Below are 21,789 nucleotides of genomic sequence, written 5' to 3' on the forward strand. Positions count from 1 at the left end.
GTCGAAGGTGGTCTGCTGGAGCTGCGGCAATATCTGCGTTGTGCTGAACAGCACCGCGCCGACCGCCATCATCACCAGGAAGGATGTGCCGAACTGGCGGGTGAAAACCAGCCGCATGTCGACGATCGGATCGCGATGGCGAAACTCCCAGGGGATCAGGAAAAAGAACGAGACGGCCGAGATCACGGCGAATGTCGTGATGAAGCCCGACGCAAACCAGTCGTTGCGCTGGCCCTCGTCAAGGAAGATCTCAAGGGATCCGAGCGCCAGCACGACGAAGATGAAGCCGATCCAGTCGATCTTGAGGCCATCCTTCAGCCTCTCCTGGCGCTCGCGCTCCAGCACGTCTGGTTCGACCAGCAGCCATTGCACAAGGGCCAACGACATGATGCCGAAGGGCACGTTGATGAAGAAGATCCAATGCCAGGAGAAATGGTCGGTCAGCCAGCCGCCGATGGTCGGCCCGACCGTCGGTGCAACGATGACGGCGATGCCGTAGAGCGCGAAGGCCTGCGAGCGTTTTTCGGGCGGGAAAGTATCGGCGAGGATCGATTGCTCGCTGGGCGCCATCCCACCGCCGCCCAGCCCCTGAAGGATGCGAAACAGGATCAGCATTTCCAGGTTCGGCGCGAGGCCGCAGAGCAGCGACGCGAGGGTGAAGGTAGCGACGCAGATCATGTAGTAGCGTTTGCGGCCGATCACGCCGGCGAGCCAGCCGCTGATCGGGATGATGACGGAATTGGCGACCAGATAGGTGGTGATGATCCAGGTGCTTTCGTCCATTCCGGCCGCGAGGCTGCCGGCTATGTTGCGCAGCGCCACATTGGCAATGGACGTATCGAGCACCAGCATGAAGGTGGCGATGGAGACGACGATGGCGATAAGCCAGGGATTGCGCCCGCCCGCGGCGGACCGGCTTTCGCCGGCTTGCGCGGTCGCCTGGCCGGTCATCGCACCTTGACCGTCGGCACGACGGACATGCCGGGCCCGAGCAGCAGGCCGGTCTTCTTGTCGAAGACGATCTTCACGGGCACGCGCTGCACCACCTTGACGAAATTGCCGGTCGCGTTCTCTGCGGGCAGCAGGCTGAAAGCGGTTCCGCTGCCGGCCTGGATGCTGTCGACGTGGCCCCTGAAGGTCTGCTCCGGGTAGGCGTCGATATCGATCTCGACGGGCTGGCCAGGCCGCATAAGGTCGAGTTGTGTTTCCTTGAAGTTGGCCTTCACCCACACGTCCTCGGGCACGAACATCATCAGCACTTGCCCCGGTTGGGCATATGCGCCCACGGCGGCGGATATGTTCGTCGCCCGTCCGGCCACCGGAGCGGTGATCGAGGTGCGGGAAAGCGCGGTGCGGGCCTGCTCTTCGCTGGCATGGGCCTGGTCGAGTTTTGCCGCCACGCTTTTGCGCTGGGCCTCGAGGACGGCGACTTGTCTCTGGGCCGCCACGACGTTCGCCTGCGAGCTGTCGAGCGTCGCCTGGGCCTGGCGAAGCGTCGAGGCAGCCTGTTGCGCCTGCTGCAGCGTTCCGGTTCCCTTGGCAAGCAATTCGCTGTTGCGCTGATTTTCGGCTTTCGCGAAATCAAGCGCTGCCCGGCCTTGCGACACCTGCTTCTGGGCTTGGTCCACCTTGGCCTGCTGCGCTTCGATCTGGGCTGCGATGTCAGCGGTTTCGGCGTCGGCCTGCGCCACCTGCGCCTGAACCTGCTTGAGGGATGCCTGATAATCCCTGTCATCGATGCGCAGCAGGACATCGCCGGCCTTTACGCTCTGATTGTCGGTCACCGCCACATCGGTGATGCGGCCGGCGATTTCGGCACCTATGGTTACGGTACGGGCGTCGATGAAGGCATCGTCGGTCCATTCATACTGTCGCGCCTGGAGCCACCAGATTATCGCTGCGGCCGATGCCAGCAGCAGAACAAGGATGACCGCCGCGGTGACGTAGGGGTGCCGCCTGAGCGAGCCGAACAGGCCCTCTTTGTTCCCGGCGGAAGCATCGAGGTCCTGTTTCGGTTGTGGGCGCGACGAGGCGCGCTTCGGTCGTGCATCGGGGCGACGTTTTGTTTGAGGTCTTTCGTCGACCGGTGCGACGTCTGGAGAATTCGTGTCCACGTTAGCGGTCCGCGGTAGGGTTGGTGCGGCAAAAGCCGCGTACTGGAAGGACGTAAATCAACGGACCCGCGTCCGAAAAAGTTCCTGTTTCAGATTGAGGGTTTGTGGCCGGCCGCGCTAGGCGAAGTGCAGCAGCATCATCACCAGCACGATGCCGACAAGTCCCGCAATGAAGATGATACGGCGCGTTCGCGTTCGCAGGATAATCTCGCCTTGCCGCGCATCCTCTGCGGAAAAACAGGCCCCTCCTTGTCGGGATCGTTGCTCATGAGCTGCTCCTTCCGACGAATTTGGAGTGTCTCAGGCAGCTAAACCTGCTCATCCCGGCAAGGTTCCCCAGAAATCACGGGAGCTGACGGCCGGGGTCACGCTTTGCCAGCCGACAAGCGCAAGCCAGTCCGGGCCACGCCGGGCGCGCCATCAGTCGGCCGGCAACGCATAGGCGATCACGTCGTCGCCGACCTTCGTCTCCATGAAATGATGACCGCCGGGCGCGATGACGACATATTGCCGGCCGCCGACCTCATAGGTCATCGGGGTGGTCTGGCCGCCAGCGGGCAGATCCGTCTGCCAGACCACCTTGCCGGTCTTGATGTCGATGGCGCGCAGCTTGTCGTCCGTCGCCGCCGCGATGAAGATCAGGCCGCCGGCGGTCACGAGCGGCCCGCCATTGTTTGGCGTGCCGATATCCAGCGGCAGCATGGACGGGATGCGCCAGGGGCCATTCTCGACCGCCTCGCCGAGCGGCTTGTCCCAGAGCGTCTTGCCTGTCTTCAACTCGATGGCACGGATATGGCCGTAAGGCGGCTCGGAACAAAGCAGCCCCGTCGAGAGGCGCCAGCCCGCGTTGACGGCAATGGCGTACGGCGAACCCATCTGCGGGTCACCCATGTCCTTGGCCCTTTTCGAAGCGCCGCCCTGTTCGATCGACCTGAAGCCTATCTGGTCCGCCTTTTGGCGCGGTATCAACTGATCATAGTTGGGCATGTCGTTGTAATTGGCGACCAGGATGCCGGCATCGGTGTCGACGGCGACGCTTCCCCAGTCGGAGCCGCCATTGTAGCCGGGATATTCGATGAAAGGCTTGTCCACCGTGGGGGGCGTATATTCGCCCTGGTAGGAAGCCTGCCGGAACTGGATGCGGCAGTAGAGCTGGTCGAGCGGGCTCATGCCCCACATATCCTTCTCGGTCAGCACAGGCTGGTCGAGATGCGCATAGCCGGAATAAGGCTGCGTCCTGGACAATTTCTCTGGTTCGACGCCGCCCGACGGCACCGGCCGTTCTTCGACCGGGAACAGCGATTTTCCGGTCTTGCGGTCGAGCACGTAGATCTGGCCCTGCTTGCTGGGCACGATAATTGCGGGAACCTTTCCATTAACTGACGGAAAATCGACGAGCGTCGGCTGCGAACCGAGGTCATAGTCCCAAAGGTCATGATGAACGGTCTGAAAATGCCAGACCGGCTTGCCCGTCGTGACATCGATGGCGACGATTGAGGAATTGTATTGGTTTTCGAAGTCCTTGCGATCGACGCCGTAATAGTCGACGGCGGCGTTGCCGAGCGGCAGGAAGACATAGCCGAGCTGCGGATCGGCGGCGGCCACGGTCCACATGTTCGGCGTGCCGCGCGTGTAGGTATCGCCCTGGGGCGGTGCGCCCGTGCGGTCCGGATGGCCCATGTCCCAAGCCCAGACCAGTCTCCCCGACATCACGTCATAGCCGCGCACGACGCCTGACGGCGCATCCTCGGCCTGGCCGTCCTGCACCTGGGCGCCAAGCACGGCAATGCCGCGCACGACGGTCGGAGGCGCCGTCACCGAATACCAGCCGGGCACGGTCTTGCCGAGCCCCTGGGTGAGATCGACAACGCCCTGCTGGCCGAAATCGCCACATGCCTTCCCGGTCCTGGCGTCGATGGCAATCAGCCTTGCATCGAGCGTGCCCCACAGGATGCGTGTTGCGCATGGTCGATCGGCGCTTGCGCCTGGAACGGCGTAGTAGGCGACGCCCCGGCAACTGGCGCCGTATGGGATGGCGGCGTCGGATACCTTCGGATCATAGCGCCACTCCTCCTTGCCGGTTGCCGCGTTGGCCGAGATGACGATGCCCTTGGCCGAACATGCAAACAGGTGCCCGTCCACTTCGAGGGGGGTGTTTTCCGGGGAGTATTTGTCGGTCGCCGCCTTGCTTGGCATATCGCCCGTGTGGAAATCCCAAACTTTGGTCAGCTTCGCGACGTTGTCGGCGGTGATCTGTTTGAGGGGAGAATAGCGGGTGGCAAGTTCCGAGCCGCCATAGACGGGCCAATTCGGTCCAGCCTGGTGTATCGCGACATTGGGCTGAGGGCTGACCGGAGACTGACCAGATGCGCTTCCTGCGGCGGGTGGCGTGACCGGGGCAACCGGGGATGCCTCCTGGGATTGTGCCGAGGGCGTGAAATGCTGAAGCCCGATCGCGCAGCCGACAATGAAAAGGGCAGCGGATGCGGCCGCGCAGCCGCGGTCGCGAACCCGTTTCGCGTGCCCGGCGCGAAAGGCAGGCAAGGTCAAAAGAACGAAGATCAGGATGACCGTCGGCGCGAGCACCCGGGGCATCAACCCCCAGCCGTCCATGCCAACTTCCCAATAAGCCCAGGCGAGCGTCGCGATCCAGGTCAGGACGTAGAGCCAGACTCCGGCGGCATTGCCGCTCAAAAGCAAAACACCCGCCGCCAGGAGAGCCACTCCGGTGGGCAAATAGTACCAGGAGCCGCCCAGCGCGACGAGCCAGGCGCCGCCTGCGCCGATCAGCAGACCAAGTATTGCCAGCAGCACACCCACGAACATAGTCCACCAGAAGGCGGCGCCGGAGCGACGCCTGTCGGCGAGATTCGGATTGGCAGAAGTCATGACAGCATTTCCATTACGACAGGCTCATGATTGTTTCGAACGCTGGCCGTCCCGCATGGTTGCGATCGGCCGCGGTTTTCGAGGGTGCTCCCAACTCACCATTTTGTGAGCATTCCGCGCCGACGGAACCTTTGTCGCTTTGCCGCCGTTAGGCGCTCGATCCAAAAGCTTGTTCCAAGCGAAAAATCGGCGAGGATGCCGCAGGTCTTTTCCAGCAACGCCAATGGGATTGCCCGCTTCTTTCTGTGGGGTGTTTGCTGTTTCGCGCTTCTGGCGGCCGTCGGCGGCACGGCGTTTTTGCGTTCAGGGTTCGTTACCGGCGTGGGGCAACCGGTGGCCCAGGCCGTTCCGTTCAGCCACAAGCATCATGTCGGCGATATCGGACTGGACTGTCGTTATTGCCACAACGGGGTCGAGACATCAGCCTCGGCGGGGCTGCCGGCGACAGAAGTGTGCATGACCTGTCATTCGCAGCTCTTCACCAATGCCGAGATGTTGGCGCCGGTGCGCGCAAGTCTCGCTTCGGGACAGCCGCTGCAATGGCAGCGGGTCAATTCGGTGCCGGATTTCGTTTACTTCAACCACTCCATCCATATCGCGAAGGGCGTCGCCTGCGAGACCTGCCATGGCGCGGTCGACGACATGCCGCTGACGCGACGGGCGCATTCATTGTCGATGGAATGGTGCCTTGGCTGCCACCGCGACCCCGGTCCCAACCTTCGCCCGCCGCGGGACGTTTTCCTGATGCACTGGAAGCCGCCTGACGACATCGAGCAGATCCGGCGCTCCCTGATCAGCGTGCTCGACATTCATCCCGAGACCATGACGGATTGCTATGTCTGCCACCGTTGACCGAAATCCGGCTTTCGATCTTGCGGCATTGCGGCTCGCCGCGGCGGGGCGCGAGCCATGGCGAAGCATGGGCGAACTGGCTGACACGGCGGAGTTCCAGCGCTTTGTGGAGGCGGAATTCCCCGCGATGGCCGATCGCCTTCAGCCTGGCTTCGACCGGCGCACCGTCCTGAAACTGATGGGTGCATCGCTGTCGCTGGCCGGGCTGGCCGCCTGCAGCGAGGCCGAGAGCATCGTGCCTTATGTCCGCCAGCCGGAGAACATCATTCCCGGCCGGCCGCTCTACTACGCGACAGCCCTCTCCAGCGACGGCTACGGCATCGGAGCCGTGATCGAGAGCCATGAGGGCCGGCCGACAAAGGTCGAGGGCAACCCGGATCATCCGGCATCGCGCGGCGCCACCGATGCCGTCATGCAGGCGGCGGTGTTGTCGCTGTTCGATCCCGAGCGATCTCGCACGCCGCTCAAGCTGGGCGAGCCCGCAAGTTACGATGAGTTCCTGAAAGATATCGCCGAACTGGCTGGTGGATTCCTCGCTTCAGGCGGGCAAGGGCTGGCATTGCTGCTCGAGGCGACGACATCGCCGACGACGAAGGCGCAGATCGCGGCGCTGAGGGTGCGCTATCCCAGACTTCGCGTCTTCCGCCACGACCCGCTTGCGGCCAATTCCGGTGAACAGGCAACGGGTACATTGTTCGGCAGGCCGTTGACGGCGATCTACCGTTTCGACCGCGCCGATGTGATCGTCAGCCTGGATGCCGATTTCCTGGGCGATGGTCCGGGGCGCCTGGCCTATGCTCGTGATTTCGCGCAGCGGCGGCGGGTGCGCAAATCGACGGACACGATGAGTCGCCTCTATGTCGTCGAGACGACTCCCACCATCACGGGTGCTGCCGCCGACCATCGCCGAGCTATCAGGCCAAGCGCCGTCGCAAGCGTTGCGGCGGCGATCAAGGCCGCCCTCGATGGCGACAATGCCGCGGCCGGCTTGTCGCCGCTCGGTCCGGAATGGACAAACGCGCTTGCCGACGATCTGCGCGGCGCCGGCCGCAATGCGCTTGTGGTGGCCGGAGCGCACCAGGCACCGTCCGTGCATGCCTTGGCCTTCGCTATGAACGCCAGGCTCGGTGCCCTTGGCAACACGCTGCAATTGATCGAGCCGCCTGATGCCATGCCGGCGGATGGCGATCTTGCCACGCTCTGCGGGGCCATCACGGATGGTTCGATCGACAAGACCGTCGTGCTCGGCGCCAATCCCTTGCACACGGCGCCATCGGACCTCGATGCACGGAAGGCTTTTTCGAGCCTGAAGCTTCTTGTCCACTGGGGACTCTACCGCGATGAGACGGCGTTTCTGGCTCGCTGGCATATCCCAGCCGCGCACGAGTTGGAGAGCTGGAGCGATATCCGGGCCTATGACGGTACGGTTTCGATCGTGCAGCCGCTCATAGAGCCTCTGTTCGGTGGCAAGAGCCTGCATCAGTTGCTTGCCGCGCTGGGCGGTGAATTCGGCGCCAATGCGCAGGCACCGGTGCGCCGGACGTGGGTCGCCATGGACGAGGTGGCCTGGCGCAAGGCGCTGCGCGACGGCATCGTGCCGAACACTGCTGCTGGTCCCGCTGCCGTTTCGGCACCGCCGGATAGCGATGGCTCGGCACCCAATGCCGCCACCAAAGGGTTGGAGGTTCGCTTCGTCGCCGATCCCTGGCTTCGCGACGGCCGCCACGCCAATTCATCCTGGCTTCAGGAATTGCCCCGGCCGTTAAGCAAGCTCGTCTGGGGCAATGCGGCGCTGGTCTCGCCAGCCACCGCGCAGCGCCTGAGGCTCGAAAACGGGCAGGTGGTCAACCTGGCGCGGGACGGCAGGACGCTGGACGCACCCGTCTGGATCACGCCGGGACAGCCTGACGACACAGTGACGCTGTCGCTCGGTTTTGGACGCAAGGCCGGCTCGGTGGCGGCACTCGCAGGCGGCTACGACGCCTTCGCGATACGGACCAGCGATGCGCCATGGTTTGCCGACGATGTCGTCCTGAGCCCGCGCGGCGGTTCGGCGCGTGTAGTCACGACCCAGCATCATCAAGCGATGGAGGGCAGGGCGATCATCCGCCATGCTTCGCTCGATGCGTTCAGGGCAAATCCCCATTTCGTGCGCGCCCACGCGCCCCCAGCGCCCGTGGAATCGCTCTACCCCGACTGGAGCTATGACCAGGAAGCCTGGGGCATGTCGATAGACCTGTCGGCCTGCATCGGCTGCATGGCCTGCGTGTCGGCCTGTCAGGCCGAGAACAACATCGCAACGGTGGGGCCGGACGAGGCGGCACTCGGCCACGAAATGCACTGGCTGCGCGTCGACCGCTACTATGCGGGCGGGATCGACGATCCGGACATGTTCTTCCAGCCGGTGCCGTGCATGCATTGCGAGAAGGCCCCGTGCGAGGTCGTCTGTCCGGTCAATGCGACCATCCATACGCATGACGGTCTGAACGCGCAGGTCTACAACCGCTGCATCGGCACGCGCTACTGTTCGCAGAACTGTCCCTACAAGGTGCGGCGGTTCAATTTCCTGGAGTACCAGGAGTTCGACAAGGACAGCGCGGGACCGGAGCAGGCCGTCCACAATCCCGATGTCACCGTGCGTTCGCGCGGCGTCATGGAAAAATGCAGCTACTGCGTACAGCGCATTTCGCAAAAACGGATCCGCGCCCAGATCGAGAACCGGGAGATCGAGGACGGTGAGATCGTCACCGCCTGCCAGCAGGCGTGCCCGACAAAAGCCATCACCTTCGGCGATCTCAACAGGAAGGATTCGCAGGTCGTCCAGGAAAAGGCCTCGCCACACAATTACGCGCTGCTCGAAGAACTGAACACAAGACCGCGCACCACCTATCTGGGCAAGGTCAGCAACCCTAGCGACAGGCTCGCCGCGACATCCGGCTCGGAGGGCGGCGATGGCTGACGTGGCCGCCCGCAGGACGAGCAAAGGCATGACACCTGTGCTGCGCGGGCGTCACGATTTTCCAGAGATCAGCGGCCGTATCAGCGCGGTGGTCCTGCAAGGGAAGTTGCCGCGGTTCTTCTGGTCGGCGTTCTTCGTCTGCTTCGCCTTCGTATTACTGTTCCTCTATTCCATCACCTACCTGGTCTCGGTCGGCGTTGGCGCCTATGGGGTCAACATTCCCGTGGTCTGGGGCACGATGATCTCGAGTTTCGTGTGGTGGATCGGCATTGGCCATGCCGGTACGCTGATCTCAGCGGTGCTGCTGCTGCTGCGCCAGCCCTGGCGCGCCTCGATCAACCGCTTCGCCGAGGCGATGACGCTGTTTGCCGTGGCGATGGCCGGCCTCTACCCTATCCTGCATCTTGGCCGGCCGTGGTTCTTCTATTGGCTCTTGCCCCTGCCCAACACCCACATGCATTGGCCACAATGGCGCAGCCCGCTGGTCTGGGACTTCGCCGCGATTTCCACCTACGCCACCGTCTCGCTGCTGTTCTGGTACACGGGATTGCTGCCTGATCTCGGCGTGCTGCGCGACCGGGCGAAGTCGCGTGGCGGGCAACTTTTCTACGGCGTCCTCGCGCTTGGCTGGCGCGGCTCGGCCTATCATTGGGCGCGATACCGAACGGTCTATTTCCTGATGGCGGCACTCGCAACACCGCTGGTCGTTTCGGTTCATTCGATCGTCGCTCTCGATTTCACCTTCGCCATCACGCCGGGCTTCCATTCGACGATCTTTCCGCCCTATTTCGTCGCCGGCGCGCTCCTCTCCGGCTTCGCCATGGTGCTGACCATAGCCATTCCCTTGCGCTGGGCATTCGCTGTGGAAGACCTGATCACGCCGCGCCACATGGACAACGCCGCCAAACTGATGATCGCGGCCGGCATGGTCGTCATTTACGGCTATGCATCGGAAGCGTTCTTCACCTGGTATTCGGGTGAGCCTTACGAGCGCGCGATGATGGTCCAGCGCGCCGTCGGCCCTTATGCGCCGCTGTTCTGGACCATGCTCTTCTGCAATTGCGCGGTGCTGCAACTGCTTTGGTTTCGCCGTGTGCGATCCAATATGCCGCTGCTGTTTTCGATCGCTCTGGTCATCAACATCGGCATGTGGCTGGAGCGCTACATCATCGTGGTGACCGGCCCGAGCCGCGACTACCTGCCGTCGTCCTGGGGCGAGCAGTCGCTGACCTGGCTCGATTTCGGCATCCTGTTCGGATCGATCGGCACCTTCTTCGCGCTGGTCTTCCTGTTTATCCGCATCCTGCCGGCGATAACCATCTTCGAGGTCGAGGAACTGGCCGAGCAGAAAGGCGGCGCGGCATGAGCGTCCATGGCGTCATCGCGGCTTTCGCCGATCCGGATGCGCTGACCAGGGCGGCGCAAGCGATGCGCGACAAGGGGTACCGGCATATGGATGCGTTCTCGCCGTTCGAGGTGCACGGCCTGACAGACATATTGGGCATGCGAAAGACACGGCTGCCATGGGTCATGCTTGCGGGTGGCGTCGCCGGCGGCGTGCTGGTCTATGCATTGATCCTTTATTCCGTCGAGATCGACTATCCGGTCAATGTCGGCGGCCGGCCGCTGCATTCCTGGCCGCCGTTCACGGTCATCGCCTTCGAAGCCGCGATCCTGGCCAGCGTGTTTGCCGGCTTCTTCGGCATGCTGGCCGAGAACCGGCTGCCGCAATATTATCACCCCGTCTTCAACGCCGAGAGCTTCACCTACGCGAGCGGCGGCAAGTTCTACCTGCTGATCGAGGCCACCGACCCGAAATACCGCAAGGGCGTCACCAAGGGGCAGCTGACACGGCTTGGCGCCGAGACGGTCGAAGAGGTGGCGATATGAACCCGCGGCTGCTTTTGCCGGTTTGCCTGCTCCTCGGCGCCTGCAAGCAGGACATGGCCGACCAGCCTCGCTACGATCCGCTCGAAACCAGCAGAGAGTTCGCCGACGGCATGTCGGCAAGGACACCGGTCGAAGGCACGGTGACGCGCGACGCCGACCTGGCGGCGACGCCGGACAAATTCCCGTACCCGATCACCATGGCGCTGCTTCAGCGTGGGCAGCAACGCTTCGATATATTCTGCTCTCCCTGCCATGGCCGCACCGGCGACGGGCACGGGATGGTGGTCAGGCGTGGTTTCCCGCCGCCTCCGACCTACCATCAAGATGCGCTGCGCAAGGCGCCGGACCGGCATTTCTACGACGTCATCACCGACGGTTACGGTGCGATGTATCCCTATGCCGCGCGTGTCGAGCCGCGGGACCGCTGGGCGATCGTGGCCTATATCCGGGCGCTGCAATATTCGCGACATGCTGCGGCCGGCACGCTGCCCGAATCCCTTCGCGCGAAACTCGATGCCGAGGCGGCACGATGAAGCGCGCCGCCCGGCCCGACGACCACCTCGTCCTGCTGCTCGCAGCCGCCGCCGCAGGGCTCTCTCTGTGCGCGGCCGGGCTGTTCGTCGCCCCGCGCGCGACACTGGCCGGCTGGCTGATGACGGCGGTGTTCCTGCTCGGATTGCCGCTTGGCGCAATGACCCTGCTCATGGTGCACGGCCTGACCGGGGGGCGCTGGGGCGACGCGTTGCGGCCGCCGCTGCGGGCCGCCGTCGCGACCTTGCCTGTCGCGCTGCTGTTGATGCTGCCGGTGCTTGCGCGGCTCGATCTGGTCTTTCCCTGGGCAGGAGCCGACCCGGCGCTGACGGAAGCGGTGCGCCAGAAAATGACCTATCTCAACGTGCCATTCTTCGTCGTTCGTTTCATCGTCTATGCTGTCGTCTGGCTGGCGCTGGCCTGGCTTGTACTTGGCTGGACGGCGCCCGGTTCGGCCGCAAGCAGGACCGGCGGCGGCTACGCCATCGGGCTCGTCGCGCACGGCTTTGCCGTGACGGTGTTTGCCATCGATTGGATGATGTCGATAGAGCCGGATTTTTCCTCCACCATCTATGCGATGCTCGAAGCGGCGGCCGAGGTCGTCGGCGTGTGCGGGCTGGCGCTGGCGGTGCTCTCGGCCGGCCGTGCGATCGAGTCGGCGCCGGGTGTCGAGGAGGACGTGGCGCTCGGCGAAGACCTCGCCAACATGATGTTCGGCTTCATGCTCATCTGGGCCTATCTGGCATTCATGCAGTGGCTGGTCGTCTGGGGCGGCGACCTGCCCGACGAAATCCATTGGTATGTCATCCGTGGTCGAAATGGCTGGCAGTATCTGCTTTGGCTGCTGATCGCGCTGCAATTTGCCTTGCCCTTCGCCGGTTTCCTGAACCGCTCCGTCAAGCGCAGCCGCGTTGGCCTGATAGGGCTCGGCGCGTTCCTGCTGGCCGGACATTTCGCCGATGTCGCCTGGCGCGTCCGGCCGGCTTTGTCCGCCCTCGGTGCAGGAGTGTCGTGGCCGGACCTCGCGGCAATGGTCGGCGCCGGCGGCATCTGGTTCGGGTGCTTCGTCTATATCTGGACCAGGCCTGATCGCATCGTCGTCTGGCGCGGGAGGCTGGCCCGTGGCTAAGGTCGTGCGTCATCCCGAAACACGCGATGTCTGGCCGAGGGCGCTCGTGCTCATTGGCCTCGGCCTGCTTGTCTTCCTGGCGCTCGCCGCGCTTGGGCTGAGGCTGATTTTCGATACGGCCCCGTTCTGGCCACTTGCGGGCACGCAGATGAACGGCAGCGCCGCAGGTCCCGCCTTGCAGGATTTCCCCGGGGCCGATCTTGCCGCGTTCCGTCAGCAGGAAGATCGTGAACTCGGCATGCTTGCATGGGTCGACCGCAATGGTGGCATCGCGCGCATTCCGATCGACGACGCCATGAAGCTGATCGCCGCGCAGGGACTGCCGGATTGGGCGGGAACGCCCGCTGCGGCCGGCGAGGACTGCGCCTTGCTTGAGGGCGAGGTTCCGCGCGCGCCGCAGGCCGGCATTTGTCGCGCCCGAGCGGACGCCGCGCAGCCAAACGCCAGGGCGCCGCAGCAGCGCCAGGCTGCACCGGCCATGGAGACGAGGCCATGAGGCGTTTGGTCCTGCCGCTCGTGCTCCTGGCTGCAATGACCGCCAGCGTGCGCGCGCGGCCGGTTTTCGAACCGCAGATCGGCGCGCAGCTCAGCCTCGACACAGTCTTCCGCGAGGCTTCGGGCGGACGGCAGACGCTTTCCGGCATTCTCGGCGGGCGGCCGGCGCTGCTCATCTTCGGTTACGACAAATGCCCCAACCTCTGCGGCGTGACCCAGCAGGCGGTTGCCTCGGATCTGAACAAGACCGGCCTCGATCCCGCGACCTACCACGCTCTCTTCGTCTCGATAGATGCTTCCGAGACCGTCGCGGATGCGGCGTCCATCCAAGCCGAAGTCGGGCGGTCCGCCGGTCAGGCAGGGTTGTCCGCGTGGCGCTTCTTGACCAGCGAGGATGGCGCTGGCGCCGCTCTTGCCGTGGAGGCCGGCATCACATTCGACCGGCGCGACCGGATCTCGCAATATGTCCACCCGATCGCGGTCATCGCGCTGACGCCGCAAGGCCGCATCGCGCAAGTACTTCCGGCGCTGAGTTTCGAGCCGCGAGATCTCAGGCTTGCCCTGGTCGAGGCGTCGGCCGGGCGGCTTGGCTCCATCGCCGATCATGTCTTTCTGCTGTGTGCCGGCTTCGATGCATCAAAGGGCCAGTACACGCCAGCGGTCTGGGCAGTCGTGAAGGTGACTGGCATGGCGACGCTGCTTGGCCTTGGCGCCACCATCCTCGTTCTGTCGCGAAGGAGGCCGATTTGACGTTCGGCATCCCTTTTACGCCGCCGCAGGCCTCCTCGATTGCCGGCAGTGTCGACGCCCTGTTCTACGTGCTGCTTGCCTTCACCGTCGCGCTGGGCGTCTTCCTGACCAGCCTGGTCGTTTTCTACGCCGTCAAATATCGCGCCGGCTCCAAGGTGGAGCGAACGGGGGAGCGTGCGCGCAGCACGCCGCTCGAGGTGACCTGGACAGTCGCCAGCCTGCTGATCGCTTTCACCATCTTCGGATGGGGAGCCGTGCTGTTCCTGCGCCGCGAACACCCGCCCCTTGACGCACTCGAGATCGCCGGCCTTGGCAAGCAATGGATGTGGGAGTTCCGTCATCCTGGCGGCCAGCGTGAAATCAACGAACTGCATGTGCCGGTCGGCAAGGCGGTGATCGTGTCGCTGGCATCGCAGGACGTGATCCACTCATTCTTCGTACCTGCCTTCCGGGTCAAGCAGGACGCGGTGCCGGGGCGCACCACGCATGTCTGGTTCATCGCCAGCGAGCCCGGGCGGTATCATTTGTTCTGCGCGCAATATTGCGGCACCCAGCATTCGGAGATGGGCGGCTGGGTGACCGTGATGCCGCCGCAAGAATATGCGGCGTGGCTGGGCAACCAGGGCCAGGGTGAAACGCTTGCGGCCGACGGCGAAAAACTCTTCCGCGCGCTCGGCTGCTCCGGCTGCCATGGCAATTCCAGCAAGGTGAGGGCGCCGGATCTGGCTGGGGTCTTCGGACGGCCGGTGGTCTTGGACAATCAACAGACCGTCATTGCCGACGACCGCTATTTGCGCGATTCCATCCTCAATCCGAAGAAGGAGATCGCCGCCGGGTATGAACCCGTGATGCCGAGCTTTGACGGCCTTGTCGACGAGCAGGAGCTACAGATGCTGCTGGCGTATCTCAAATCCCTGTCGCCGCGAGCAACCAGGGAAAGCGGGGCGACCCAATGAGCAGGCAAGCCTTGGCGCCTTCGAGCTATCTGCATGGGGAGGCCGGACCTGCCGCCTGGCTCTTGACCACCGACCACAAGCGCGTCGCCTGGCTCTACCTGATGTCGCTGACGGCGTTCTTTTTTCTTGGCGGTGCCTTTGCCGTGATGATCCGGATCGAACTCGCGTCGCCTGCGGGCGATCTGGTATCGGACGATGTCTATAACAGGCTGTTTTCCCTGCATGGCATCATCATGGTGTGGTTCTTCCTGGTGCCGTCGATCCCCGCGACGCTCGGCAATTTCCTGCTGCCGCTGATGATCGGCGCGCGCGATCTCGCTTTTCCGCGGCTCAATCTTGCCAGCTGGTACGTGTTCATCTTCGGCAGCGCCTTTGCCCTGGCCGCGGTGCTCGCCGGCGGTGTCGACACGGGTTGGACCTTCTACACGCCGCTCTCGACGCTCTATGCCAACGGCTTCGTTTCGATGGCCGCGCTGGGTGTCTTCATCGTCGGCTTCTCGACGATCATGACCGGCATCAACTTCATCGTCACCGTCCACACGTTACGCGCGCCGGGGCTGACCTGGTTCAGACTGCCGATCTTCGTCTGGACGATGTATGCGACCGCGCTGGTCATGGTGCTGGCGACACCGGTGCTGGCCGCCTCGCTGATCCTGATCGTGCTGGAGCGTGCCTTCGGTATCGGCATCTTCAATCCCGCTCTGGGCGGCGACCCGCTGCTGTTCCAGCATCTGTTCTGGTTCTACTCACATCCCGCGGTCTACATCATGATCCTGCCCGGCATGGGCGTGGTTTCCGAAGTGCTGCCCTGCTTCAGCAAGCGCCCGCTGTTCGGCTACAAGGCGGTGGCGATGTCTTCGATGGCGATTGCCGTGTTCGGCTTCCTGGTCTGGGGTCACCATATGTTCGTATCAGGCCAGTCGGCCTATGCCGGCATCGTGTTCTCGTTCCTGTCGTTCTGCGTCGCGATCCCCTCGGCGATAAAGGTGTTCAACTGGACGCTGACGCTGCGCAAGGGCGAAATCACTTTCGAGACGCCCATGCTTTATGCGCTGTTTTTCCTGGCGCTGTTCACTTTCGGGGGGCTGGCCGGCCTGTTCCTGGCCGCTCTCGCCGTCGACGTCCACGTTCATGACACCTATTTCGTCGTGGCGCATTTCCATTACATCATGGTCGGCGGCATGGTGACGGCCTACATGGCGGGGTTGCATTTCTGGTGGCCGAAGATCACCGGCCGCGTCTATTCCGAAACCTGGGGCCGTATCGCCGCGACCGTGACCTTCCTCGGCTTCAACCTGACTTTCTTCCCGCAATTCGTGCTCGGTTTTCTCGGCATGCCGCGGCGCTATCACACCTATCCGCCGGAGTTTCAGTTCTGGCACGTATTGTCCTCGGCCGGCGCGGTCGTTCTGGCCGTCGGCTATCTTATGCCGCTGCTCTATCTCGGCTGGTCGCTGTTTCGCGGGACGCGGGCGCCGGCCAACCCGTGGGGCGCGACCGGCCTTGAATGGCAGACGGCTTCGCCGCCGCCCCCGCATAATTTCGACACCATGCCCGTGGTCAGGCGGCCGGCCTATGACTATGCCATGAAAGGCCTGAGGCACGAGACGTTCAGCCCGCACAGGGACGAAGCCTCATGAGCGGGCCGACCGAAAGCATTGCCTTCGATACACGGGCCCGCGAGAAGGCGGCCGATGCATTCGGCATGTGGATTTTCATCGGCTCCGAGGCGATGCTGTTCGGCGCGATCGTGCTGGTGTTCCTCTACGCCCGATTGAGCTATAGCGCGGCATTCGCCGCGGCGTCGCAACATCTGTCATTGCCGCTCGGCACGCTGAATACGGCGGTTCTGATCACCAGCAGCTTCGCGATGGCGCTTGCCCATATGTTCACGGCTGCCCGGCGTTGGCGGCCCGCCTTCTGGGCCTTGATGTCCACGAGCCTGCTTGGCTGCATCTTTCTGGTGATCAAGGCCGTCGAATACAGCAAGGAATTCAGCGAGGGCCTGGCGCCGGTGCTCGGCGCGCCGTTCCGCTTCGCAGGCCCAGATCCGGCCCATGCCGAATTCTTCTTCGCGCTCTATTTCGCCATGACATCGCTGCACGCGCTGCATCTGATAGGCGGCATCGCGGTGATTGCCGGCATGCTGTTGCTCTGGCCGAGGACCGCGCAGGCGAGCCGGGCGCGCCGCGTGCAGGCGATCGGACTCTACTGGCATTTCGTCGACATCGTCTGGGTGTTCCTGTTCCCGGTCCTCTATCTGATCAACCGGGCCTGACGACGATGAGCGACCTCGCCAAACTCACATTCGCCTATCTCGCGCTGCTCGCCTTGCTGGCGCTTACCGTCGGCTCTTCGTTTGTCGACCTCGGTGGGTTCAATTCCGCGATCAACCTTGCCGCGGCGGCTGCCAAGACAGTGGTGATCGCGCTGCTGTTCATGCATCTGGCGGGCGAGGGCATCCTCCCCAGGCTCGCGGTCGCGGCGGTGGGCCTGTGGCTGGCCATTCTCTTTGGCCTGACCCTGATCGGGCAATAGCCTGCGGGGCTAGTGTGGCGCGCGTCATCAACGGTCACGCGGATTGCCCAAGGCTGGATCGCGGCGCCTCGTGTAGCCGTCGACGCGGGGCAAGCCGTCGGCCATGTCGATGAATGGCAGGCGCATATCCCAATAGGCCTGTGCCTGTGGCGGAAACCGCTCCGGCGCGTCCATGAAGCCGATCGAGACATAGAGTTCGTCACGCAGGCCTTCGTCGGCATAGAAGATCGAGGTACCGCAATCGGCGCAGAAGGAGCGGACGACTCCCTTCGTCTTCGAAAAGGTCTTAGGCTTCCCGTCGGTCAGCTTGACCTGGTGCGGACGATAGCCGATCCAGATGGTCATCGGTCCGCCGATCGCCCGCCGGCAATCGTCGTCATGGTCGAAGCAGATCCAGAAGGGCTCTCCTTCCATCACCGCCGTGACGGCACCGCAGAAACAATGTCCGCGCTCGATGCGAGCCATGTTGCTGTCCGTTGTCAGAGACTGTCGGTCGTCAGGACGGCGCTTCCGCTGCGGTCGAGCATGAATTTTCTCCGAAGCTGTTGGGGGATCTGATCCTGCGGGGTCAACGCAGCGCCGCCAAATTGGTTTCCGGCCATAGGAGCGGCGGCGGATTCAAATCTGCGCTTCCGGCCTAGCCGCTGGAACCTGCCGGTCGAAACCAGGTTATGACTGTGCCAAAGGAGGACCGGCCATGACTGGAAGCGAAAATCGCCGCGAGACTGGTGCCACCAAATATCCGGCCAGGAGCGACGGCGATCCCGCCGATTCATTCTCCCAGGCCGCCGCAGGCAACAAGCCGCCGGCGTCCGGGCAAGGCCTGACGCGCCCTTCAGGCGAGGTGAATGAGAAAACGCATCAGTCCGAGGGGCAGAATCCATCCCGGCGGGCGCCCCCCGACCAGCCGCCCAGAAAAGGCGCCGGCTCAGCCACTTCTGAGCACTCAAAAGACGGCCAAGTGCCGCCCGGAGGCCGGGAGCCTGGTGCGTTCGACAAGGAATGAACGATTCACAATTGACAAGCCGGCGGTGCTTGTGGATTAGTGAGAACGTTCTCAGAGAACGTTCTCACCGCTGCGGCGGACTTACCTTTTGGGAGGAGGTATGGGTACCGACGAGATCCGGCTGGCTGTTCGCATCGCGAATATTGCAAAATCCTACGGACCCACAGTCGCACTCGATTCCGTCTCCATTGATCTGCGGCCAGGGGAAGTCCATGCGCTGTTGGGCGAGAACGGCGCCGGCAAATCGACGCTCGTGAAAATCCTCAGCGGCGTCGTGACGCCTGACGGCGGATCCATGTCGATCTTCGGCAAGCCTTATGCGCCGCATGGCATCATCGATGCGCGGGCGCAGGGCGTGGCGACGGCCTTTCAGGAACTCAGCCTGCTGCCGAATCTCAGCATCGCCGAGAATCTCGTGCTGCCGAAAATGCCGAAGGGCAAGCTAGGTCTCGTCTCGCGCCGCACCGCCAAGGCATCAGCTGGCAAGGTTCTTAACGACTACGCTCTCTCCCACTTTGATCCTGACACGCCCGTCGGCGTGCTTTCGCTTTCGGATCGTCAGCGGCTTGAGATCGTGCGCGCCTTCACCCATGCCTCGAAGCTCTTGATCCTCGATGAGCCGACGGCCGCGCTGGCGGACGTCGAATGGCTGTTTGAGCTCGTGCGCCGGCAGAAGAACCTGCAGACCGCCATCCTCTACATTTCCCACCGCCTCGGCGAGGTGCGCACCCTGTGTTCGCGCGCCACCATCCTGCGCAATGGCCGCAGCATCGGCACCGTCGAGTTGTCCGGCGCTTCGGACGAGAACATTTTCGAGATGATGGTCGGCCGAAGCGCGCGTGAGACGACCGCCTCGCAGCCTTTGGTCGCCGACACCGCGCCCGTCGCGCTCAGCGTTCGGGGCCTCTCCGGCGGCATTTTGCGCGACGTGTCGTTTGATGTCAGGCGAGGTGAGATCGTCGGCATCGCCGCGCTCGAGGGGCAGGGCCAACGCGACCTGTTCAGGACGATGATCGGCCTCTCCAAGGCGAAAAGCGGCGGCATCGAGATCGACGGCGTGCCCGCCCAGATCGCCAGCCCGGGCGCCGCGCTCCATTTCGGCAACGGCCTTGCCTACCTGCCGGAGGACCGCAAGTCGGAAGGGATTTTCGCCGGCCTCAGCACCGCCAGCAACATGGTGTTGCCTATCATTTCGCGTATCGCGCAGGGTGGCGTCGTCTGGCCGGCCAGCGAGCGTCGCATTGCGAAAAAAACCGCTGAGGCGGTCGAACTGCAGGAGCGCTATCTGCAGTTCAAGATCGATGAGCTTTCCGGTGGCAACCAGCAGAAGGCGCTTCTGGCGCGCGTCATGATGACGGGTGCGCGCACTCTACTGCTTTTCGATCCGACGCGTGGAGTCGATGTCGGAACCAAGCAGTCGATCTACGAGGCGATCCGGAAGTTCGCTGCCGATGGCGGCTCGGTGCTCTTTTACTCGTCCGAACTGCCGGAACTCGTCCATCTCGCGCATCGCTGCATGGTGCTCTATGGCGGCCGCGTCTTCGCCGAATATCAGGGCGATGCCATCGATGAGCCGACTATCGTCGGCGCGCTGATCGGCCACGCTGCGGGCGCGGTGAATGGAGTGGCCGCATGACCGCGGTCCAGGCAAATCCCGCGCCCCGCCGCTCCGCGTTATGGAGGGCTGTCATCAGCGGCACCGGCATCGTGGCGATGATCTATGTCCTGCTTTATGCGCTCTACGCGTTCTGGCAACCGGATGCGCTTTCGGTCTACACCTTCACCGATCTCGTCAACAACTCGACGCCATTGGCGCTCGCGGCAGCGGGCGAGACGCTGGTCGTCATCAGCCGCGGCTTCGACTTGTCCGTCGCAGGCGTCGTCTCGCTGACCAATGTGCTGATGGCGGTCTATCCGTTCGGTGGTCCGGGCGGTGCGCTGGCCAGCCTCCTGATGTGCTGTGCGATCGGCGGTGCCGTCGGCGCAATCAACGGCATTCTCGTGGCCAGGCTTGGACTGCAGACCATCGCGGCGACGCTCGGCACGATGATCGTCTGCCAGGGACTTGCGCTGGTTATCCTGGACGCGCCTGGCGGTATGGTTGCCGACTTCGTCACCTATACGCTGACCGACACCCTGTTCGGTATCATCCCGATCGCCGGGCTGTTTCTGGTTGCCGCCATCGCGCTTTGGCTTGCCTTCCGGCGGACCAATACCGGGATCGGCCTCTATGCGATCGGCGCCGACGAGCAGTCGGCTCGCTTCTCCGGCGTGCCCGTGGCAGGGGTACGCATCACGGCCTTTGTCGGCGCCGGCATCCTTTACGGCGTCGCCGGCTTCATGCTGAGCGCCCAGACGGCGACAGGAAATCCGACAGCCGGCACGCCATTCCTGATGCTCACCTTTGCCGCAGTGGCGCTCGGCGGCACGCCGTTGAGTGGCGGCCGGGGCAGCCTCGTTGGCTCGATCCTGGGCGCCGGTACGCTGATGCTTTTGCAGAAGGTGCTTTTCTCGGGTGGGGTCTCGTCCTTCTACACCGGCATATTCCAAGGTTTCGTGCTGGTGCTTGCGATCGTGTTCGGCAGCGCCGTGGCGCGCCTGCTCAAGAAGGAAGAGATCCGGTGAACGCGCATAAGGACGTTGCGACGCGTTTCGAGGCCAACTCCGACCGGCGCGGCAGGCAAAGGCTCGACCGGGAGGTGGTCAATACGCTTGTCGTATTTGGGCTGAGTATCGTGCTTGTGGTGTGCTCGCGCTTCATCAGTCCGGCCCTGGGTTCCTGGGATCAGGTGCTGACGGTTCTCATCCTCGCGTCCTTCCTGATCGTGTTGTCGTTTGGGCAAGGGCTCGTCATCCTGATCGGTGGGCTCGACCTATCGGTCCCCGCCCTCATCACGCTCGGCGGCGTGTTGACGACGACGTGGATTGGTAGCGGCGATGCCGGCATCTGGTACATGCTGCCGGCCATTCTGGTCATTTGCGCGCTGGTCGGCACGATCAGCGGACTGGGAATTGTCTGGCTGAAGGTTCCTCCCTTCATCATGACCATGGCGACCTCGATCGTCGTGGCATCGGTGGCGCTGGGCTACACCAGCGGGACGCCGCGCGGCGGTTCTCCGTCCGCCTTGCTGTGGCTGATGAAGGAATGGTTCCTCGGCGTGCCGCTGGTCATCTACTTCACCGTCGCTTTCATCCTGTTCGGCTGGTTCTTGCAGAATTTCACTGCGCTCGGCCGCCGGCTCTACGCCCTTGGCACCAACAGGAACGCCGCTCTCATCGCCGGCGTCGCTGTCAATCGGCTCGAGCTCGTCCCCTATGCGATCAGTGCCGCTTGCGCAGGCTTCGTCGGCATGATGCTGGTGGGCTATTCGAACGGGGCGACGCTGAGGATGGGCGACAGCTACATGCTGCCTTCCATCGCTGCCGTCGTGGTCGGCGGCTCCTCGATCCTCGGCGGCAGCGGAACTTTCATCGGGACGGTCGGCGGCGCAATTCTTCTGACGACGCTTGGCACCGTTATCTCCGCTATCGGCCTCAACGAAGGATGGCGCACCGTCATAGAGGGCGCAATCATTGTCGCCGCCCTGCTGGTGCTGCGCGGTGAATTCCTGGCCGATCTCGGAAATCGAATGCTGACGCGGAGGAAGTGACCATGCCTGTGCGTGAAATGCGTTTTGTCC

General features: G+C 63.7%; 19 protein-coding genes. 15 read left to right on the plus strand and 4 right to left on the minus strand.

Going from position 1 to position 21,789, the window contains the following annotated elements; genetic code table 11:
- The 3 genes from FJ940_RS14865 to FJ940_RS14880 form a co-directional block, all read right to left on the minus strand.
- A partial coding sequence (locus tag FJ940_RS14865) for a DHA2 family efflux MFS transporter permease subunit (protein WP_140561462.1) occupies positions 1-951 on the minus strand: 951 nt, incomplete at its 3' end.
- Positions 948-2,114 carry an HlyD family secretion protein gene (locus FJ940_RS14870; protein WP_140556194.1) on the minus strand — a complete coding sequence of 389 codons (1,167 nt, stop codon included), beginning with the start codon at positions 2,112-2,114 and terminating at the stop codon, positions 948-950. The genes FJ940_RS14865 and FJ940_RS14870, both read right to left, overlap by 4 nt.
- A 420-nt stretch (positions 2,115-2,534) precedes the next feature.
- Entirely contained in the window at positions 2,535-5,003 is a 2,469-nt protein-coding gene (locus tag FJ940_RS14880) for a membrane-bound PQQ-dependent dehydrogenase, glucose/quinate/shikimate family (RefSeq protein WP_140657023.1), read from the minus strand.
- A 195-nt stretch (positions 5,004-5,198) separates the two neighbouring features.
- Here FJ940_RS14880 and FJ940_RS14885 point away from each other — a divergent pair, with 195 nt between their 5' ends.
- Genes FJ940_RS14885 through FJ940_RS14940 form a run of 12 tightly spaced genes read left to right on the plus strand, consistent with a single transcriptional unit; the run spans position 5,199 to position 17,103 of the window.
- On the plus strand, positions 5,199-5,855 hold the full coding sequence (locus tag FJ940_RS14885) for a cytochrome c3 family protein (RefSeq protein WP_140582249.1): 657 nt from the start codon (positions 5,199-5,201) through the stop codon (positions 5,853-5,855).
- Entirely contained in the window at positions 5,839-8,814 is a 2,976-nt protein-coding gene (locus FJ940_RS14890) for a TAT-variant-translocated molybdopterin oxidoreductase (RefSeq protein WP_140657025.1), read from the plus strand. The genes FJ940_RS14885 and FJ940_RS14890 overlap by 17 nt, the downstream gene beginning before the upstream one ends.
- Positions 8,807-10,180 (plus strand): NrfD/PsrC family molybdoenzyme membrane anchor subunit, encoded by a 1,374-nt coding sequence (gene nrfD, locus FJ940_RS14895; RefSeq protein WP_140657027.1) that lies wholly within the window; start codon positions 8,807-8,809, stop codon positions 10,178-10,180. The genes FJ940_RS14890 and nrfD overlap by 8 nt, the downstream gene beginning before the upstream one ends.
- Positions 10,177-10,704, plus strand: coding sequence for a DUF3341 domain-containing protein (locus FJ940_RS14900; protein WP_140518005.1), 528 nt, complete (start codon positions 10,177-10,179; stop codon positions 10,702-10,704). Before nrfD ends, FJ940_RS14900 begins: the two co-directional genes overlap by 4 nt.
- Positions 10,701-11,237, plus strand: a complete 537-nt coding sequence (locus FJ940_RS14905; protein WP_140522234.1) for a cytochrome c — start codon at positions 10,701-10,703, stop codon at positions 11,235-11,237. The genes FJ940_RS14900 and FJ940_RS14905 overlap by 4 nt, the downstream gene beginning before the upstream one ends.
- Positions 11,234-12,364 carry a hypothetical protein gene (locus tag FJ940_RS14910; RefSeq protein ID WP_140657029.1) on the plus strand — a complete coding sequence of 377 codons (1,131 nt, stop codon included), beginning with the start codon at positions 11,234-11,236 and terminating at the stop codon, positions 12,362-12,364. The genes FJ940_RS14905 and FJ940_RS14910 overlap by 4 nt, the downstream gene beginning before the upstream one ends.
- On the plus strand, positions 12,357-12,860 hold the full coding sequence (locus tag FJ940_RS14915) for a hypothetical protein (protein ID WP_140657030.1): 504 nt from the start codon (positions 12,357-12,359) through the stop codon (positions 12,858-12,860). The genes FJ940_RS14910 and FJ940_RS14915 overlap by 8 nt, the downstream gene beginning before the upstream one ends.
- The gene (locus FJ940_RS14920) at positions 12,857-13,609 is read left to right on the plus strand and encodes an SCO family protein (RefSeq protein ID WP_140518008.1); all 753 of its coding nucleotides are present in this window, start codon (positions 12,857-12,859) and stop codon (positions 13,607-13,609) included. Before FJ940_RS14915 ends, FJ940_RS14920 begins: the two co-directional genes overlap by 4 nt.
- Positions 13,606-14,565 carry a cytochrome c oxidase subunit II gene (gene coxB / locus FJ940_RS14925; protein ID WP_140657032.1) on the plus strand — a complete coding sequence of 320 codons (960 nt, stop codon included), beginning with the start codon at positions 13,606-13,608 and terminating at the stop codon, positions 14,563-14,565. Before FJ940_RS14920 ends, coxB begins: the two co-directional genes overlap by 4 nt.
- Positions 14,562-16,205, plus strand: a complete 1,644-nt coding sequence (ctaD, locus tag FJ940_RS14930) for a cytochrome c oxidase subunit I (protein WP_140518010.1) — start codon at positions 14,562-14,564, stop codon at positions 16,203-16,205. The genes coxB and ctaD overlap by 4 nt, the downstream gene beginning before the upstream one ends.
- A complete protein-coding gene (locus FJ940_RS14935; protein ID WP_140561452.1) occupies positions 16,202-16,843 on the plus strand; it encodes a cytochrome c oxidase subunit 3 in 642 nt (213 codons plus the stop codon). The genes ctaD and FJ940_RS14935 overlap by 4 nt, the downstream gene beginning before the upstream one ends.
- 5 nt (positions 16,844-16,848) lie before the next feature.
- Positions 16,849-17,103, plus strand: coding sequence for a cytochrome C oxidase subunit IV family protein (locus FJ940_RS14940; protein WP_140522223.1), 255 nt, complete (start codon positions 16,849-16,851; stop codon positions 17,101-17,103).
- A gap of 27 nt (positions 17,104-17,130) precedes the next feature.
- Here the strand turns inward: FJ940_RS14940 and FJ940_RS14945 are convergent, their stop codons facing one another.
- On the minus strand, positions 17,131-17,568 hold the full coding sequence (locus FJ940_RS14945; protein WP_140561450.1) for a GFA family protein: 438 nt from the start codon (positions 17,566-17,568) through the stop codon (positions 17,131-17,133).
- Between the two features lie 641 nt (positions 17,569-18,209).
- Between FJ940_RS14945 and FJ940_RS14955 the strand changes: the two genes are divergently transcribed.
- The 3 genes from FJ940_RS14955 to FJ940_RS14965 are packed head-to-tail and all read left to right on the plus strand — an operon-like array spanning position 18,210 to position 21,759.
- Entirely contained in the window at positions 18,210-19,745 is a 1,536-nt protein-coding gene (locus tag FJ940_RS14955) for a sugar ABC transporter ATP-binding protein (protein WP_140522217.1), read from the plus strand.
- Complete coding sequence (locus FJ940_RS14960) at positions 19,742-20,734, plus strand: ABC transporter permease (protein ID WP_140522215.1); 993 nt, start codon at positions 19,742-19,744, stop codon at positions 20,732-20,734. The genes FJ940_RS14955 and FJ940_RS14960 overlap by 4 nt, the downstream gene beginning before the upstream one ends.
- Entirely contained in the window at positions 20,731-21,759 is a 1,029-nt protein-coding gene (locus FJ940_RS14965) for an ABC transporter permease (RefSeq protein WP_181169642.1), read from the plus strand. The genes FJ940_RS14960 and FJ940_RS14965 overlap by 4 nt, the downstream gene beginning before the upstream one ends.
- The last annotated feature ends 30 nt before the right edge of the window (positions 21,760-21,789 follow it).

It is taken from the genome of Mesorhizobium sp. B2-3-7 (assembly GCF_006442695.1).
GTDB lineage: Bacteria > Pseudomonadota > Alphaproteobacteria > Rhizobiales > Rhizobiaceae > Mesorhizobium.

Coding starts and splice junctions, on each gene's coding strand:
- ctaD (WP_140518010.1), top strand. CDS start 14,562: ATGAGCAGGCAAGCCTTGGCGCCTTCGAGCTATCTGCATGGGGAGGCC.
- FJ940_RS14905 (WP_140522234.1), top strand. CDS start 10,701: ATGAACCCGCGGCTGCTTTTGCCGGTTTGCCTGCTCCTCGGCGCCTGC.
- FJ940_RS14955 (WP_140522217.1), top strand. CDS start 18,210: ATGGGTACCGACGAGATCCGGCTGGCTGTTCGCATCGCGAATATTGCA.
- FJ940_RS14960 (WP_140522215.1), top strand. CDS start 19,742: ATGACCGCGGTCCAGGCAAATCCCGCGCCCCGCCGCTCCGCGTTATGG.
- FJ940_RS14945 (WP_140561450.1), bottom strand. CDS start 17,568: ATGGCTCGCATCGAGCGCGGACATTGTTTCTGCGGTGCCGTCACGGCG.
- FJ940_RS14880 (WP_140657023.1), bottom strand. CDS start 5,003: ATGACTTCTGCCAATCCGAATCTCGCCGACAGGCGTCGCTCCGGCGCC.
- FJ940_RS14890 (WP_140657025.1), top strand. CDS start 5,839: ATGTCTGCCACCGTTGACCGAAATCCGGCTTTCGATCTTGCGGCATTG.
- nrfD (WP_140657027.1), top strand. CDS start 8,807: ATGGCTGACGTGGCCGCCCGCAGGACGAGCAAAGGCATGACACCTGTG.
- FJ940_RS14910 (WP_140657029.1), top strand. CDS start 11,234: ATGAAGCGCGCCGCCCGGCCCGACGACCACCTCGTCCTGCTGCTCGCA.
- FJ940_RS14900 (WP_140518005.1), top strand. CDS start 10,177: ATGAGCGTCCATGGCGTCATCGCGGCTTTCGCCGATCCGGATGCGCTG.
- FJ940_RS14940 (WP_140522223.1), top strand. CDS start 16,849: ATGAGCGACCTCGCCAAACTCACATTCGCCTATCTCGCGCTGCTCGCC.
- FJ940_RS14885 (WP_140582249.1), top strand. CDS start 5,199: ATGCCGCAGGTCTTTTCCAGCAACGCCAATGGGATTGCCCGCTTCTTT.
- FJ940_RS14920 (WP_140518008.1), top strand. CDS start 12,857: ATGAGGCGTTTGGTCCTGCCGCTCGTGCTCCTGGCTGCAATGACCGCC.
- FJ940_RS14935 (WP_140561452.1), top strand. CDS start 16,202: ATGAGCGGGCCGACCGAAAGCATTGCCTTCGATACACGGGCCCGCGAG.